Here is a 16,167-nt window from a genome sequence, read left to right as displayed (position 1 = left end):
CTACCAGCGGTAGGACAAGGTGCCGATGACCTGCCGCCGTTCGCCGGCATAACAGTAACCGGACTGGCAGGTCTGGTAGTGCGTGTCGAACAGATTGGTCGCGTTGACGCGCATCGTGGCGCCGAGGAAGCGCCGGTCCAGCTTGCCCAGATCGTAATCGATCACCGCATCGAACAACGTCGTCGCAGCGTTCTGGAACGTGTTCTGGTCGTTACCGAAGTTCGTGCCGATATAACGCACGCCGAGACCAAGCCCGAGGCCTTCGACGGGCACGCCGGACTGGAACGTATACTTGCCGAAGGCGGCGAAGGAATTCCTCGGCATGCCGGAGAGCTCATTGCCGGTCGTATCGGGATTGCCCTGCGTGATCACGACGTTGAGATGGGTGTAGGCGGCGGTGAGATCAAATCCCTGCTTGAGCGCGAGCTTCGCCTCGAGCTCCACACCCTTGGATTCGACCTGCCCGGTCGCTGCCTGGAATGCCATGTTGTTCGGATCGGTACGCAGCACATTGTCCTGCGTGATGTCGAACACCGCGGCGGTCAACAGCACCGGAACGTTCGGCATCTGGTACTTGATGCCCACTTCCTTCTGCTCGCCGGTGGTCGGCCTGAACGGCAATCCGGATGCGTCGATGCCGACCTGCGGGGCGAATGCCGTCGCGTAGCTGATATAGGGCGCAATGCCATTGTCGAAGACGTAGCTCAGGCCCGCACGGCCCGTGAAGGCGGTCGCCTTCTGCGTTGACGGCACGCCGTCGAGACCCGCGGTCGTGGTCTGCGACACCCAGCTCTGGCGGCCGTTGAGCGTCAGAATAAAGCCTCCGAGCTTGGCCTGCTCCTGCGCATAGACACCGACCTCGTCGGTCGACTGCTTGTTGAAGATCGAGAATGCCGGCGTCGCGATGGCCTGGGCGCCGTAGTTCATGGTCAGGAGATTGAGATCGGGCGCCGGGCCGTAACCGATCTTGTCGTTGTAGTAGGAGTGACCGTAGTCGACGCCGAACAGCACGGTATTCTTGATCGCGCCGAGCATGAACTTGGCCTCGGCCTGATTGTCGAGCGTCACCGTGTTGAAGCTGTCCAGGATCCGCCACGCGGACCGCGACGCCAGATTGGTGCTGCTGTCGATTGAATCGATCTGGGTGTATTTCGCGTCGACGTCGACCTGGTAGAAGCGGAAGTTCTGCCGCACCGTCCACACGTCGTCGACATTATGCTCGAACGCGTAGCCGATGCGATATTGCTTCTGATCCATCGCGCTGAACGCCGGATCATTCGAATAGATGTTGGTCAACTGTCCGTCAGGCGTGCGGAAATTGCCGATGCTGGCGGCGGTTCGGCTCTTTTGATATTCGCTGAGGATGGTGAAGGACGTGTCGGCGTCCGGCCGCCAGGTCAGCGCCGGCGCGATATAGGCGCGATCGTCGTCGTTGCCGGGGTACCAGGTCTTTGCGTCGCGAAGCAGGCCCGTCAGCCGGTAGTACAGCTGATCGCTGCCGGGCACCGGACCACCGACATCGAAACTGCCCTGGTAACGGTCGTAGGTGCCGCCCTGCAGCTGCACCTCACCGAATGCCGTCAACGGCGGCCGCTTGGTCGTGACATCCACGATGCCTCCCGGAGAGCCGAGGCCATAGAGGCCCGAGGCTGGTCCGCGGAGGATCGACACGCTGTCGAGACCGTAAGGTTCGATCTTGGGAATTGCGAAGTTGCCGCCGCCGTGGCGCAGGCCGTCGCGATAGATCCCTGTATAGGTCGCGTCGAAGCCACGGATGTAGAAACTATCGAACCTTGGATCATAGCCGAACGCCGTGGTCGTCACGCCGGGCGTGTAGCTGACGGCGTCCTTGAGCGTCTGAACGTTGCGATCCCTTAGCTCCTTTTGCGTCACGACCGAAAGCGACTGCGGCGTTTCGATCAGCGCTGTGCTGGTCTTGGTGCCGGCCGTGCTCGCGGTTGCGACGTACCCCGTGGTCGTACCGATCGCGCCTCCTGTGCCTTGCGACCGCGGAGCCTGGCTCCGGGCGGGCGCCGCGGCACTGCGGCGCCGGTTCGCCGCGACCGCGCGCGAAGTCCTGGTGTTCTGGCTTGAAACGACGGCACCGCGCTTCCTTGCGGCGCCAGGTTCATCCACCGTCACTGCGGGAAGTTCGCTGACATTGCTCTGCGGAGGACTTGTCTGCGCCTGAGCGCTGGCGACGTCTGCACCCATTGGCACAAGTATGACCGAACCGAGTAGCGCCGCATTGATCGCAGCCGTTGATGCGAGCAAGCCGCGCTTGCTCCGCAACGAAGCCGTTCCCACCGAACAAATCCCCACATTGCCTTACGCCGACATCGATCGAGTCGCGTTTGCGACAAGGCCGACATCGATTGGGGCGGACTTCTATCGGCGGGATGATCGAAATTCCACACGCGCAAAATAGAATCGATGGAAGCAGCAACGAAGCGCAACACTGGAGTGATTCAAGATGCGCATCACTGGAACGATTCAAAACGACATGTTGGCGCGTCAGGCTTTCGACACGACGAATGCGATGCGCGTCGTCTCTCGCAGAGAGTCTCGAACGCGGGAGCACGCGGCGATCATTCAATGATGTTGCATCCCGTCGACGTCATCGCGCGCCAAGGAGCGCACGAACGCGGTGAACCGTCATCTCCGCGCAAAGGCTATCGCATTTCGTGGCGGCGTGCTCGTGGCCATCCTTCGAGACGCCCGCCTTCGGCGGGCTCCTCAGGATGAGGTCTTGTTCTGCGGCACAATAGTAGACCCTCATGGTGAGGAGCGCCGCTTGCGGCGCGTCTCGAACCACGAGGCCAAGCACTTGCGCGGTCGCCAAGGGGCATATGCGATAGCCCTGGGGGTGACGGGAAGGATCAGATGGATTGCGCATCGCGTCAGCGCAAGGTTGCTCCGCATTTTCGTCGCGAGCTACTCGAAATGATGGTGCGGCAAGCGGCGCAGCCTCTCAGCGTGCGAGGCGATGCATTCAGGCGCGCGGCAACAGCCGGATGCGCTGCGCGCTACTTCTGCTTGGGCAGGAGGCCCTTCAGCTTTTCCATGTCCTTGACGTTCATCTTCATGCCGCCGGGCATGATGATGTCGCCGGCCTTCTGGTCGCTCTTGCAGGCGCCGAGCCATTTCGCCTCGATGGTCATCGTGGTGTCGCGCGAGCCGGCCGCGCCGCCCTCGGCATGGGAGGCGCTCTTCACCGTGTAGGCGGAATTAAAATCGCCGACGATCTCGGCATGGCTCTGCATCGTCATGCCGGCGACGCTGCAGACGCTGTCGCTGACATAGCCGGTCGCGGTCTTCTGGATATCCTGCTTCGAGCAGACTTCCTTGGCCATCGGCGAGGCCGCCGCGCTCATCTCCTTGTCGGTGGTCTCGTCGGTGCAGTGCTGCATGGTGATTTCGGGCATCGGCCCGCCGGTGCGCACCATCTTCATCTCCCACAGACCGGCCTTGCGGATCGGCAGGTCGACGGCACTTGCGGCGCCAGCGGACAGGACAAGGCACACAGCCGAACCAAGCAAGGCAAGCTGTCGGGTCATGCGGTCGGCTCCCGGCTGAACGATCGAAAGATCCGGTGCGCGCTCAGTAGAGCGTGCGCAGCGGCCTCTGGGCTGCGCCATAGGGCACCCAGCGACAGGCGAAAGAGATGTAGCCGCCCGGATAGTTCTGCATCGCAAGGAACTTAACCACCTTGCCGTAGGAGGCGCAGTGATCGACTGCGAGTTGCCGGGCGTCGCTCTGGGTCGCCAGCGTATAGGCGATGATACCGCCGGTATCATTGCCCTTGAACGGCGGTACCGGCTGCATCCAATCCGCCCGCGCCGGCACAACGGCCAGCATCCCGCAAACGGCAACCAGGCACGCGGCCAATTTCCTTCGCATCGCAGACTCCATTTCGCTTCGAGCCAACATAGAGTGCGCCGGCGACCGTGAAAAGAACGAGCCGGCTCCCCAAAGTGGACTTCTCCGCAGGTGTTGCCGCCCTGCACTTGACCTTGCCGGGGCTTCGCGGCACCGTCCGCGGCATCGGATAATCGGGTGGATTCCCATGCGCAACCTGTTCAACTCCCGCAATAAACTCGGCCGCAAGCTCGGCCTCGGCGCCGCACTCGTGGTCGGCCTGCTGGCTTTCGGGGGTACGGCCCAGGCCGCCAATCCGCTCGAAATGAACTTCTGGCTGTCCGGCCCGCGCTATGACGGCAATGTGGCCCCATGCGAGAAGGCCCTGACGGTCATCAGCACGCAATTCCAGGAAAAGGAAGCCACCTTCTGGAATTCGCCGCTCGTGATCACCGGCTTCAACGGGATTCACGAAACCGCCTTCCGTCCCTGGCAGTCCGACAATATTCCGCGCCGTTATTGCACGGGCGAGGCGATGCTGAGCGACGGCAAGGTGCGCAAGGTGCACTATTCGATCATCGAGGATGGCGGCTTTGCCAGCATCAATCAGGGCGTCGAATGGTGCGTCGCGGGGCTCGACCGCAACTGGGCCTATAACCCGTCCTGCAAGGCCGCCCGGCCCTGATCTCCGACCAGACTGCTCAAGCAGGAGCCGCCGCCATTTGGACGGCGGCTTTTTGTTCTTGAAATGTTCTCGCGGCCTGCTAGGCTCCGGGCGGTCGAGTGAGGGGAGCATTTGATGCCTCGGTTGGACACGATTTCCCGATTTTTGATTTCGGTTGCTATTATTCTGTGCGGTGCGGTCGGGGCGTCGGCCCAGGATCGCCGCCAGAATGCGCCCGGTGAGTTCGATTTCTACGTGCTGTCGCTGTCGTGGTCGCCCTCGTTCTGCGAGGCGGCGAGCGAGCGCGGCAACAACGGCCGCGGCACGCAGGCGCAGTGCGGCGGACGGCCCTATTCCTTCGTGGTGCACGGCCTCTGGCCGCAATATGAGCGGGGCTTTCCGGAATACTGCCAGCGGCCCTCGCCGCGACTCGCCCGCAGCATCATGAGCTCGATGCTCGACCTGATGCCGGCGCCCGGGCTGATCTACAACGAGTGGGACAAGCACGGCACCTGCTCCGGTCTCGGCGAACGCGCCTATTTCGAAGCCATCCGCAAGGCCCGCGCCACGGTGAAGATCCCCGAGGAATTCCTGCAATTGTCGGAGCCGAAGACGGTCGCACCCGACGAGCTGGAAACGGCGTTCATCAAGGTCAATCCGGGCCTCAGCAACTCCGCGATCTCGGTGACCTGTGACAGCAAGCGGCTCAGCGAGGTGCGGATCTGCCTCAGCAAGGATCTGCAATTCCGCTCCTGCGAGGAAATCGATCGCCGCGCCTGCCGCCGCGATCAGGTGCTGATGCCGCCGGTTCGCGGCGGCTGAAACTCTCTGCGTCATGGCCGGCAGACCCGCGCTGCGCGTCGTCGCGCAGAACGCCCCGGCCACCTGCGCCATCGTGAAACAAGCAGGATAAGGCGCAGATGCCCGGGAGCCGGCTACGCCAAGGCTTCGCCGAGCCCGCACGTTAACCCCGCCGAAGCTTTAGCGAAGGCCGGGACAAGCCCGGGCATGACGAGTACAACATGCGCACTCTTTGGGAGCGCAGCACGATCATCACATGAACTACCGTCACGCCTTTCATGCCGGCAGCTTTGCCGACGTCATCAAGCACATCGTGCTGGTGCGCATGCTCACCTATCTGCAGGACAAGCCGGCGCCGTTCCGCGTCATCGACACCCATGCCGGCGCCGGCCTCTATGATTTGACGTCGAGCGAAGCGCAGCGCGGCGGCGAATGGCTCACCGGCATCGCCCGGCTGATGCAGGCGCGGCTCTCCGACCAGGCATTGCCGCTGATCGCGCCCTATCTCGACATCGTCAGAGCATTCAATCCGAAAGGCGACCTGAAAGCCTATCCTGGTTCGCCGTTGATCGCGCGGGCGCTGCTGCGTCCGCAAGATCGCCTCACCGCCTGCGAGATCGAACCGACGGCGCGCAAACAACTGATCGACGCCTTGCGACGCGACGCGCAAGCGCGCGTCGTCGATCTCGACGGCTGGATGGCGCTGCCCGCATTCGTGCCGCCGAACGAACGGCGCGGCCTGGTGCTGATCGATCCGCCGTTCGAAGCGAAGGACGAGTTCGAGCGGCTGGCCAGTGCTTTCACGGAAGCGTACGCGAAGTGGCCGACCGGCTCGTATCTTTTGTGGTACCCCGTAAAAACCCGGAGAGCCACCGACGAGCTAACGCGCAGTGTGGCCGCTGCAGCAGCAAGCAGCCGGCCCGCCGGCAAATGCCTGCGATTGGAATTCAGTGTGGCACCGCAAGAAGCAGGCGCAGGCCTCGTTTCCACAGGGCTTTTGCTGGTGAATCCGCCGTGGACGCTGGCGAATGAGTTGAAGATCATCCTGCCCGAACTCGAGAAGCCGCTCGGTCAAGGCGGCGCGGGACGCTTCAGACTCGAGACGCCTAAACCATGATCGACACCTCCTACTGAAAAGTTCAATTTTGAGCATAGGCAATTTGCGCGGAACCGTATTATGCTCATCCTGTTACGACTGGCTTTACGTTCCGCTTCCGCGAATGGTTGCGGCGGAGTGACAAGGCCGAAATAAAATCCAGGCGGACCGGCGGCGTGACGCCGGCCTGTTCAGGTGGCCAAGCTTCCGACAAGCGAATGTCGGTCAACCGCTACGCGGCGTGCGCGTAGCGGTGGAGCAATACGGGGGAGGAGTTTCCCGATGGCCATGACTGGGACAGTCAAGTTCTTCAACGGAGAGCGTGGCTACGGCTTCATCAAGCCTGATGATGGCGGCCGCGATGTGTTCGTTCACATCACAGCCGTCGAGCGTGCAGGATTGAAGGACCTGACTGAAGGACAACGCATTACGTTCGAGGTTGAGCCCGACAAGAAGGGCAAGGGCCCGAAGGCGGTCAACCTGGTGGTCTCATGACGAGCGCTCGCGATGCGCGGCTCGGGATGAACACCGAATGAGGCGTTGCGTGTGAGTTGACTGCCGAGCGCGGCTAGCGCTCGCTGGATGACCACCTGCATGATGCGGACGCGACTGGCGGTGCCGCATATCCCACACGTGCGGCCCACCGATTGGATTCGCGGACGCCGCGGCATGCATGCCGCCGTGCACGACGTTGAGATCATCAACACAAAGAAAAACCCGGCCGCGCAAGGCGCGGCCGGGAGTTGATGGTCGACGTTTTCTTGTTCTCAGAAGTGATAGTTGATGCCGGCGCGAACCAGGCTGAAGCTGTAGCCGTTCGACACGCCACCGGTGATCGTGAAATTGCTGTTGGCAAGGTCGACGTAGAGATACTCGATCTTGGCGCTCCAGTGCGGGGCAAAGCCCATTTCGGCGCCGGCACCGACGGTGAAGCCCGCATTGGTGTGGCTCTCCGTGATGCCGAACGTCTCGCCGCGCAGTTCGCCGAAGGCGAGACCGCCGGTCGCGTAGAACAGCACGTTGTTGACCGCATAGCCGGCGCGGCCGCGCACCGTGCCGAACCACGGGTTGGAGAACTTCCACGGCGCGAACCGGTCGTCGGCTGTGGTGCCCTGGATATCGGCCTCGATACCGAACACCCAGGGGGAGCCGTTCTGGAAGTTGTAGCCGGCCTGTACACCGCCGACGAAACCGGACGGCTTGGTCGGGTTGTTCTCGACCGAGCCCCAGCCATAGCCGACATTGCCGCCGAGATAGGGGCCGGCCCAGCTATAGGCATTGAGCGGCTGATAGACGGTATAGGGCGATCCGTAGTTGAGATCGGCCGACGCCGCCGAGGTCGTCCAGCCTGCAACGATCAGTGCCAGCGCACGCGCAACAAACCGGGGCATTGGTACTCTCCAGAACGCAACTGCCGCAGCCCGCCGGCCAGGGCCGGCGTGGTTACGGAATTCCACTTTTTTCGCTAAGGTTTATCGAGAGTTTTAAGTTAAAGGGCTGTTAAGCCCGGTTACCGGCCCGCTCATCAGTCTTAACAAGGTGTTACACACCCCTCCCGCATGCGCGCGGGGCCCCGGTAACCTCCTGCAATCGAGGTGCTTTTTGTTGGTGCCGTCAGCGCTGGCGACCGGTCGCCCAAGCACTTAGTTTACGGCCCATGGTTCACGATTCTCCCGAGCGCCCGACGCCGGCCCCCAAGGTTGACTCCAAGGCTGCCCCCAAGCCACGGCGCGGTTCAAAGTCCGACCTGCCACAGGACGATCTGGCGCTCGATACAAGCGACGTCGATCCCGAAACCTCCGCCGCCGAGGAGGACGACGAGGCACGCCTGCCCGAGGCTTCGGAGGACGCCGCCGAGGCGGTCGCCGAGGGCACGCTCTCGGTCGGACATGCCGCGATCGAGAACGCGGTCCGCCTCGCCCCGACCTCGCCCGGCGTCTATCGCATGCTCAACGCCGCCAACGACGTGCTCTATGTCGGCAAGGCGAAGAACGTCAAAAAGCGGCTGTCGTCCTATGCGCGGGCCAACGCGCCGCTGCCGGCGCGCATCCTGCGTATGATCGCGGCGACCACGCAGGTCGAGATCGTCTCGACCATGACCGAGACCGAGGCGCTGCTGCTCGAAGCCAATCTGATCAAGCAGCTCCGTCCGCGCTTCAATGTGCAGCTGCGCGACGACAAGTCGTTTCCCTATATTCTGATCACCGGCGACCATTGGGCGCCGCAGATCCTCAAGCATCGCGGCGCGCAGTCGCGGCCCGGGCGCTATTTCGGGCCGTTCGCCAACGCCGGCGCGGTCAACCGCACCATCACGGCGCTGCAGCGCGCGTTCCTGATCCGCTCCTGCACCGACGGCTTCTTCGAAAGCCGCAGCCGGCCCTGCCTGCTCTATCAGATCAAGCGCTGCGCCGGCCCCTGCACGCGCGAGATCGACTTCCCCGGCTATAGCGAACTGGTGCGCGAGGCGACCGAATTCCTCTCCGGCCGCAGCCACGCCGTGAAGGAGCTGCTCGCGGCCGAAATGGAGAAGGCCTCCGGCGAGCTCGAATTCGAAACCGCGGCGCTGTACCGCGACCGTCTCGCGGCGCTGTCGGCGATCCAGTCGCAGCAGGGCATCAATCCGCGCACGGTCGAAGAGGCCGATGTGTTCGCAATCCACCAGGAGGGCGGCTACTCCTGCGTCGAGGTGTTCTTCTTCCGCACCGGCCAGAACTGGGGCAACCGCGCCTATTTCCCGAAGGCCGAGAAGAGCTTCACGCCCGAGGAGGTGCTGTCCTCGTTCCTCGCGCAATTCTACGACGACAAGCCGCCGCCGAAGCTGATCCTGCTCTCGCACGAGGTCGAGGAAAGCGCGTTGCTCGCCGACGCGCTGTCGGTCAAGGCCGGATCCAAGGTCGAGGTCACCGTGCCGAAGCGCGGCGAGAAGAAGGAGCTGATCGGCCACGCCCTCACCAACGCGCGCGAGGCGCTCGGCCGCAAGCTCGCCGATACCGCGACGCAAAGCCGGCTGCTGGAGGGCATGGTCTCGACGCTCGGCCTGCCGCACACACCCAAGCGGATCGAGGTCTACGACAACAGCCACATCCAGGGCACCAACGCGGTCGGCGCGATGATCGTGGCGGGACCCGACGGGTTCATGAAGAACCAGTACCGCAAGTTCAACATCAAGTCCGAAGGGCTGACGCCGGGCGACGATTACGGAATGATGCGCGAGGTGCTGGAACGCCGCTTCAAGCGGTTGCTGAAGCCGCCGGAGGGCGAGGCCGCAGCCAAGACGAAAGCGGATGACGATTCGTTCCCGCAATGGCCCGACCTCGTCATCATCGACGGCGGCCGCGGCCAGCTCAACGCGGTCCGGGAGATCTTCCAGAATCTCGGGCTGACCGAGGTCTCGCTGATGGCGGTCGCCAAGGGTCCGGAGCGCGATGCCGGGCGCGAAACCCTGTTCATGCCCGACCGCGAGGCCATCAAGCTGGAGCCGCGGGACCCGGTGCTCTATTTCATCCAGCGGCTGCGCGACGAGGCCCACCGCTTCGTGATCGGCTCGCACCGCAAGCTGCGCAAGAAGGACATCCGCGAAGCCGGCCTGCAGGAGATCCCGGGCATCGGCCCGTCCCGCAAGCGTGCCTTGCTGCACCACTTCGGAACGCTCAAGGAGATCGAGCGGGCCTCGATCGCCGACCTCGGCAAGGTTCCCGGCGTCAGCGCCGAGAGTGCCCGCAAGATTTTCGAGTTTTTCCACGCCCAGCCGGGTTAAACCAAAGGCGAGTCATCAGGGCGTCGCCTGCGACAGGGCATCTAGGGCATGATGCGGAAAAGTGTGAGGCAGTTATCCGAAAAGATCATGCTTAAACAACGGGCTAAGGCGCTATGACGATGCAGCGCAATCTGGTCGCGCTTGACGCGTCCGCACGGTTGACCTTCTCACTTCAGCGGTATTGGTAGAACGGATGAACATCGCCACGACCCGGGGACAGACCAAGACCATGTCCCTCCCGAATATCCTGACCTACGCCCGGATCGCCGCGATCCCGGTGGTGATCGGCTGCGTCTACTGGCAATCGATCCTGGACGGCCCGTTGTGGCTGCGCTGGGTGGCGCTGGCCGTGTTCATCGCGGCGGGGGTCACCGACTATCTCGACGGCTATTATGCCCGGATCTGGGACCAGCAGTCCGCCTTCGGCCGGATGCTCGATCCGATCGCCGACAAACTCCTGGTCGCCTCCAGCCTCTTGATGCTGGCCGCCGACAATTCGATCCATGGCTGGACGCTGTGGGCGGCGATCGTGATCCTGTGCCGTGAGATCCTGGTCTCGGGCCTGCGCGAATATCTCGCAGGGCTCAGGGTCAGCGTTCCCGTGACCAAGCTGGCGAAATGGAAGACGACGATCCAGCTGGTGGCGATCGGCTTTCTGATTGCCGGCGAAGCGGGCGAGCAGGTCTTCCCTGCCACCACCTTGATCGGCATCGTGTTGCTCTGGATGTCGGCGATCTTCACGATCTACACCGGCTGGGATTACTTCCGTGCCGGCATCCATCACCTCATCAAGGAGGATGAGGGATGAAGCTGAAATATTTCGCATGGGTGCGTGAACGCGTCGGCAAGGCTGAAGAGATCGTCGAGCCGCCGGCCGAGGTGCGCACCGTCGGCGACCTGATCGGCTGGCTTGCGGCGCGCGACGATGCCTACGCCTATGCCTTCGAGAAGCCGACGGTGATCCGCGCCGCGATCGACCACACCCATGTCAAATCGGACGCGGCGATCTCCGGCGCCCGCGAGATCGCGTTCTTTCCGCCGATGACCGGCGGGTAGGATAGCGTTTTCGAGCGAAGTGGGTACCGGTTCGCGTGAAGAAAACGCGTCAAGCAAAGAAGTCCACATGACCGTCGCAGCGACCATCCGTATCCAGCAGGCCGACTTCGACGTCGCGCAGGAGATCGCGGCCTTGAGCAGGGGCCGCACCGATGTCGGCGCGGTCGTCAGCTTCAGCGGCATCTGCCGCGGCAGCGAACAGGGCGAGCCGATCGCGGCGCTGACGCTCGAACATTATCCTGAAATGGCGGAAGCCGAGATTGGACGCCACGCCGACGAGGCGCTGGCGCGCTGGCCATTGCAGGGCCTCACCATCATCCATCGTTTCGGCCGCATCGCGCCGGGCGAGAACATCGTACTGGTCGTGACCGCCTCGGCGCACCGGCAGGCCGCGTTCGAGGCCGCCGAGTTCCTGATGGACTATCTGAAGACCAGCGCACCGTTCTGGAAGCGCGAGGAAAGCGCGCGCGGCGCGAGCTGGATCGAGGCGCAGGGCCATGACGACGCGGCCGCCGCGCGCTGGACCAAATCCTGATGGCCAAGCGCAGCAAAGTGCCGGCCAGGCGCAGCCCCGCCGTGCCGAAAGCGCCGAAAGTCGGCGCCGGCGAGCTGCACACCCTGTTTGATTTCCTGCGCTATGCGACGAGCCGCTTCAACGCGGCGAAGCTCGCGTTCGCGCACGGCACCACCGATCCGGTGGCCGAGGCCGCGTTCCTGATCTGCGAAACGCTGCACCTGCATCCCGACCAGTTCGAGAACTTTGCCACCGCGCGCGTCACGATTGCCGAGGGCAAGCAGATCCTCGACCTGATCGAGCGCCGGATCGCGACGCGGAAGCCGGCCGCCTATCTCGTCAACAAGGTCTATATGCGCGGCCTGCCGTTCTATGTCGATGAGCGCACAATCGTGCCGCGCTCCTTCATCGGCGAATTGCTGGATTCGCATTTCGGCGGCGACGAGGACGGCACCTCGCTGATCGGCGATCCCGAGGAGGTCGAACGCGTGCTCGACCTCTGCACCGGCTCCGGCTGCCTTGCGATCCTGGCGGCCCGGCATTTCCCCAACGCCGTGGTCGACGCCGTCGATATTTCAAAGGACGCGCTCGAGGTCGCCGCGCGCAACGTCGCCGACCACGGCCTCGACGGTCGCCTGACGCTCCATCGCGGCGACCTGTTCAAGCCGCTCGGCGGCAACAGATACGATCTCATCATCTCGAACCCGCCCTATGTCGACGCCGAAGGCATGGCGGCGCTGCCGCGCGAGTGCCGCGCCGAGCCGAAGATCGCGTTCGACGGCGGCGCCGACGGGCTCGACATCGTCCGTCGCCTGCTCGATGAGGCGAGACAACATCTGACCCCGCAGGGCGGGCTGCTCTGCGAGATCGGCCGCGGCCGCGACAATCTGGAGGCCGCCTATCCGAACCTGCCGCTGCTCTGGCTCGATACCGAGGACTCCGAGGGCGAGGTGTTCTGGATCGCCGCCGCGGACCTCTGACCGGCGTGCCGCCGCCGGCTCCGGCGATTTACGGAGCCCGATCCTGGCGAAACGAAAATCGTGCGCAGTTCCAGCCGGTTCCGAAGATCGCTGGCCCGTCGAATCAACAATGGTGCTAAGGTCGCGATCCGGGGACGTTCGGACAGAGGGCGCGGGCGCGCGACATGATTCGCATTTCGACGATCTTCATTGCCATCTGCATGGTGCTGGTCGCAGCCTCGCTCGGCTTCGTGCTGTATTCGATGGCGGGCATCAGCGGATCGGAGTCGGCGATCGTGGCGCTTACCGCCCTCACCTGCCTGATCCTCTACAATGCGGTCTCGATGCGGCTGCGCGACCGCAGCGACGTCGGCGGCCAGATCGCGGATCTGTCGCGCGGCACCGCCGACCTTGCCCGCCAGGTCGCCGAGTTCGGCCGCCGGCTGGCCGCAGTCGAAGGCCGCGTCGCCTCGGCCAACTCCACCGGCGCCGACCGGATGCAGGGCATGGCCGGCGAGATCAGCGAGCTCGGCGGGCTGGTGCGGCAGCTTGCGGCATCCGTCGCGCATCATGAGGATCTGCTGGCGGCGGCTCCGGCGGTGCAGCCGGTCGCGTCCCCGCGCGACGATGTGCTGCAAAGGGTTGCGCCGGCGCCGACCGTCGTGGTTGCGCCTCCGCCGCCACCTGCGGCTCCGCCGGAGGTCTCGCGCAGCCAGACCCAGCTGATCGGCGCGATCAAGCAGGCCATCGACGAGAACCGCCTCGACATCTACCTGCAGCCGATGGTGACGCTGCCGCAGCGCAAGGTGCGCTACTACGAGGCGGTGACGCGGCTGCGCGACGAGCGCGACCAGGTGCTGGCCGCCGAGGATTTCATCGAGGCGGCCGAGGCCGGCGGCCTGATCGGCCGCATCGATCACATGGTGATGCTTCGCTGCGTCCAGGTGCTGCGCCGCCTGATGATCCGCAGCAAGGATGTCGGCGTGTTCTGCAACGTCTCGGCGGCGACGCTGTCCAACCCGGCGCATTTCACCCAGTGTCTCGACTTCCTCGAGGCCAACCGCGCGCTGGCGCCGTCCTTCGTGCTGGAGTTCAAGCAGGCGACCTTCCGCAATCTCGGCCCGACCGAGAGCGAGAACCTCGCGGCGCTGGCGCAGCGCGGTTACCGGTTCTCGATCGACCATGTCAGCGACCTTCGCCTCGAGCCGCGCGAGCTCGCCGATCGCGGCGTCCGCTTCATCAAGGTGCCGGCGGCGCTGCTGCTTGACGCCAAGCAGATCGCGAGCACCGATATCCATCCTTCCGATCTGTCCGACCTGCTCGGCCGCTACGGCATCGACCTGATCGCCGAACGGATCGAGGGCGAACGCTCGGTGGTCGATCTGCTCGACTACGATGTCCGGTTCGGCCAGGGGTTCCTGTTCGCGCCGCCGCGGCCGTTGCGGCCGGAGGGGGCATCTGCTACCGCCGAGGCTCCGCAGACCAACCCCCAGGATCTTAATGGCGCCAGCACTTCAGCCCCTGTCTCCAGCCCCGCAGCTCCGCCGCGCGCAACCGGCAGCGCCGCGCTGGCGCGCCGCGCCCTCGGTCCAAATTAGCCGGCAATTCGCATCATGACCTCACTGCGTTTCGTGGAGCAGCTGCGCGACCTCGTCGGCGGCGTCGATGTGGTGCTGTCGGACATCTGGGGCGTCGTGCACAACGGGCTCGAGTCCTTTCCCGAGGCCTGCGAGGCACTGCACACCTTCCGCCAGCAGGGCGGCACGGTCATCCTGATCACCAACGCGCCGCGGCCGGCCGATTCCGTGCAGCGACAACTGCGCAAGCTCGGCGTCGCCGACGAGACCTATGATGCGATCGTCTCCTCGGGTGACCTGACGCGCCACTTCGTGGCCGATCATCCGGGCCAGAAGATCTTCTGGATCGGCCCCGAGCGCGACAGCTCGATCCACCGCGGCCTCGACGCCACCTTGGTGCCGCTGGAGCAGGCCGACTACATCATCTGCACCGGCCTGTTCGACGACGAGACCGAGTCGGCCGAAGATTATCGCGACACGCTGCTGAAGGCGCTCGAGCGCAAGCTCACGCTGGTCTGCGCCAATCCCGATATCGTGGTCGAGCGCGGCGACCGGCTGATCTATTGCGCCGGGGCGGTCGCCGAACTCTATCGCGAGCTCGGCGGCGAGGTGATCTTCTACGGCAAGCCGCACCGGCCGATCTATGAGCGCGCCATGGCACTGGCCACCGAGCGTCGCGGGCGTCCGACCGAGCTCAGCCGGGTGCTCGCGATCGGCGATTCCGTGCGCACCGATCTCACCGGCGCCCTTGGCTTCGGCATCGATCTCCTGTTCGTCACCCGCGGCATCCATTCCGAGCAGTTCGAGGGCATCGAGCAGCTCGATGCGGCCTCGATCAAGGAATTGTTCGGCCATCCGCCGCGCGCGCTGATGCGCGAGCTGAAGTGGTAGCGGCAAGCGACGCTGTCCCTCGCCCCGTTCTTCACCGGGTCGAGACGAGCGAAGCTAGCTCTTGGAGGGTTGGGTGAGCGGCTGCCTCCCCAGGCGCCGGATGCCGGGAGACCTGTGCCCCCTCACCCGGATTGCATCTCTCGATGCAATCCGACCTCCCCCCGCAAGCGGGGCGAGGTGAAGGGGCGCGCCGCCAAAATATCGAAAACAACCCCATGCAAAGTAGCGCGTGGCGCGCGGGGTTCGACCAGTCGCCTTGACACGTCGGGCAACTCAGCGATACTCTTCTAATATTCCGAAATCGTGCATCCGCCCCCCTTCGTCCCGCAAGCGGGGCGGGTAAAGGGAAGCGTGATCAAATGCAAATGCCCGGGACAAACCCGGGCATGCGTGAATTTCAGCCGATGCGATCGATGTCGGGCGTCTTACGCCGTCGCCATGTCCGGGAACACCGCCTCGATCTTGGTCTTCAGCGTGGCCGCGTTGAACGGCTTGACGATGTAGTTGTTCACGCCGGCCTTCTTGGCCGCGATCACGTTCTCGGTCTTGGATTCCGCCGTGATCATGATGAAGGGCGTGGTCGCAAGGTTGGGATCGGCGCGGACTTCCTTGAGCAGGTCGTAGCCGGTCATCGGCTCCATGTTCCAGTCGGAAATCACCAGGCCATACTTCTTGCCGCGCATCTTGTTCAGCGCTGCGGAGCCGTCGGAGGCATCGTCGATATTTTCAAATCCAAGCTGCTTGAGAAGATTCCGGATGATGCGGATCATGGTGCTGTAATCATCAACCACCAGAACCGGCATGGACAAATCAACCGCCATCTTTCCCCCCAAAACACAAACGCAACTTGGCTTCTGCACGAACGCAGCTTTCCGCCAACGACTAACAGCAGCCGTTAAACAGCGCGTTAACCGGCTGAATCCGGATTGTTACGGATTTGACGCGATTTTCGTTAGCCTTGACTTCCACGCCGCCGCCGCGTCACGGTCCGGCC

General features: G+C 64.0%; 16 protein-coding genes. 11 read left to right on the top strand and 5 right to left on the bottom strand.

What is annotated here, in order from left to right; translation table 11 throughout:
* The 3 genes from ACVIHF_RS41420 to ACVIHF_RS41410 all read right to left on the bottom strand — a co-directional run bounded on the left by ACVIHF_RS41420 (window position 1) and on the right by ACVIHF_RS41410 (window position 3,900).
* Complete coding sequence (locus ACVIHF_RS41420; protein WP_456793772.1) at window positions 1–2,136, bottom strand: TonB-dependent siderophore receptor; 2,136 nt, start codon at window positions 2,134–2,136, stop codon at window positions 1–3.
* A gap of 890 nt (window positions 2,137–3,026) precedes the next feature.
* Window positions 3,027–3,557, bottom strand: a complete 531-nt coding sequence (locus ACVIHF_RS41415; protein WP_456793771.1) for a DUF3617 domain-containing protein — start codon at window positions 3,555–3,557, stop codon at window positions 3,027–3,029.
* Between the two features lie 43 nt (window positions 3,558–3,600).
* Window positions 3,601–3,900: a hypothetical protein gene (locus ACVIHF_RS41410; RefSeq protein WP_028341043.1), complete on the bottom strand. Its 300-nt coding sequence runs from the start codon at window positions 3,898–3,900 to the stop codon at window positions 3,601–3,603.
* Between the two features lie 166 nt (window positions 3,901–4,066).
* Between ACVIHF_RS41410 and ACVIHF_RS41405 the strand changes: the two genes are divergently transcribed.
* The 4 genes from ACVIHF_RS41405 (at window position 4,067) to ACVIHF_RS41390 (ending at window position 6,914) form a co-directional block, all read left to right on the top strand.
* Window positions 4,067–4,543, top strand: a complete 477-nt coding sequence (locus ACVIHF_RS41405) for a hypothetical protein (RefSeq protein WP_283064523.1) — start codon at window positions 4,067–4,069, stop codon at window positions 4,541–4,543.
* 114 nt (window positions 4,544–4,657) lie between these two features.
* Window positions 4,658–5,344, top strand: a complete 687-nt coding sequence (locus tag ACVIHF_RS41400; protein WP_057016621.1) for a ribonuclease T2 family protein — start codon at window positions 4,658–4,660, stop codon at window positions 5,342–5,344.
* Between the two features lie 235 nt (window positions 5,345–5,579).
* Window positions 5,580–6,440 carry a 23S rRNA (adenine(2030)-N(6))-methyltransferase RlmJ gene (locus ACVIHF_RS41395; protein ID WP_456793770.1) on the top strand — a complete coding sequence of 287 codons (861 nt, stop codon included), beginning with the start codon at window positions 5,580–5,582 and terminating at the stop codon, window positions 6,438–6,440.
* Between the two features lie 261 nt (window positions 6,441–6,701).
* Window positions 6,702–6,914: a cold-shock protein gene (locus ACVIHF_RS41390; protein WP_016844477.1), complete on the top strand. Its 213-nt coding sequence runs from the start codon at window positions 6,702–6,704 to the stop codon at window positions 6,912–6,914.
* A gap of 272 nt (window positions 6,915–7,186) precedes the next feature.
* Here the strand turns inward: ACVIHF_RS41390 and ACVIHF_RS41385 are convergent, their stop codons facing one another.
* Window positions 7,187–7,810 carry an outer membrane protein gene (locus ACVIHF_RS41385; protein WP_253604218.1) on the bottom strand — a complete coding sequence of 208 codons (624 nt, stop codon included), beginning with the start codon at window positions 7,808–7,810 and terminating at the stop codon, window positions 7,187–7,189.
* Window positions 7,811–8,076: 266 nt separating this feature from the next.
* Here ACVIHF_RS41385 and uvrC point away from each other — a divergent pair, with 266 nt between their 5' ends.
* The 7 genes from uvrC (at window position 8,077) to ACVIHF_RS41350 (ending at window position 15,173) form a co-directional block, all read left to right on the top strand.
* Entirely contained in the window at window positions 8,077–10,176 is a 2,100-nt protein-coding gene (gene uvrC / locus ACVIHF_RS41380) for an excinuclease ABC subunit UvrC (RefSeq protein ID WP_456793769.1), read from the top strand.
* Window positions 10,177–10,369: 193 nt separating this feature from the next.
* Complete coding sequence (gene pgsA, locus ACVIHF_RS41375) at window positions 10,370–10,984, top strand: CDP-diacylglycerol--glycerol-3-phosphate 3-phosphatidyltransferase (RefSeq protein ID WP_028333075.1); 615 nt, start codon at window positions 10,370–10,372, stop codon at window positions 10,982–10,984.
* Window positions 10,981–11,232: a molybdopterin converting factor subunit 1 gene (moaD, locus tag ACVIHF_RS41370; protein ID WP_456793767.1), complete on the top strand. Its 252-nt coding sequence runs from the start codon at window positions 10,981–10,983 to the stop codon at window positions 11,230–11,232. Before pgsA ends, moaD begins: the two co-directional genes overlap by 4 nt.
* Window positions 11,233–11,299: 67 nt before the next feature.
* Window positions 11,300–11,767 carry a molybdenum cofactor biosynthesis protein MoaE gene (locus ACVIHF_RS41365; RefSeq protein WP_456793766.1) on the top strand — a complete coding sequence of 156 codons (468 nt, stop codon included), beginning with the start codon at window positions 11,300–11,302 and terminating at the stop codon, window positions 11,765–11,767.
* Window positions 11,767–12,726 carry a 50S ribosomal protein L3 N(5)-glutamine methyltransferase gene (prmB, locus tag ACVIHF_RS41360; RefSeq protein WP_456793765.1) on the top strand — a complete coding sequence of 320 codons (960 nt, stop codon included), beginning with the start codon at window positions 11,767–11,769 and terminating at the stop codon, window positions 12,724–12,726. The genes ACVIHF_RS41365 and prmB overlap by 1 nt, the downstream gene beginning before the upstream one ends.
* A 164-nt stretch (window positions 12,727–12,890) precedes the next feature.
* Window positions 12,891–14,303 carry an EAL domain-containing protein gene (locus ACVIHF_RS41355; protein WP_456793764.1) on the top strand — a complete coding sequence of 471 codons (1,413 nt, stop codon included), beginning with the start codon at window positions 12,891–12,893 and terminating at the stop codon, window positions 14,301–14,303.
* Window positions 14,304–14,318: 15 nt separating this feature from the next.
* Complete coding sequence (locus ACVIHF_RS41350) at window positions 14,319–15,173, top strand: TIGR01459 family HAD-type hydrolase (RefSeq protein ID WP_076825548.1); 855 nt, start codon at window positions 14,319–14,321, stop codon at window positions 15,171–15,173.
* Between the two features lie 425 nt (window positions 15,174–15,598).
* On the opposite strand, the gene ACVIHF_RS41345 is transcribed toward ACVIHF_RS41350, so the two are convergent.
* Window positions 15,599–15,994, bottom strand: coding sequence for a response regulator (locus ACVIHF_RS41345; protein WP_016844467.1), 396 nt, complete (start codon window positions 15,992–15,994; stop codon window positions 15,599–15,601).
* Between the last annotated feature and the right edge of the window lie 173 nt (window positions 15,995–16,167).

Source organism: Bradyrhizobium sp. USDA 4506 (assembly GCF_054058795.1).
Note: the sequence above shows the minus strand (reverse complement) of the source record. Positions and strands in the feature narration are given on the sequence as shown.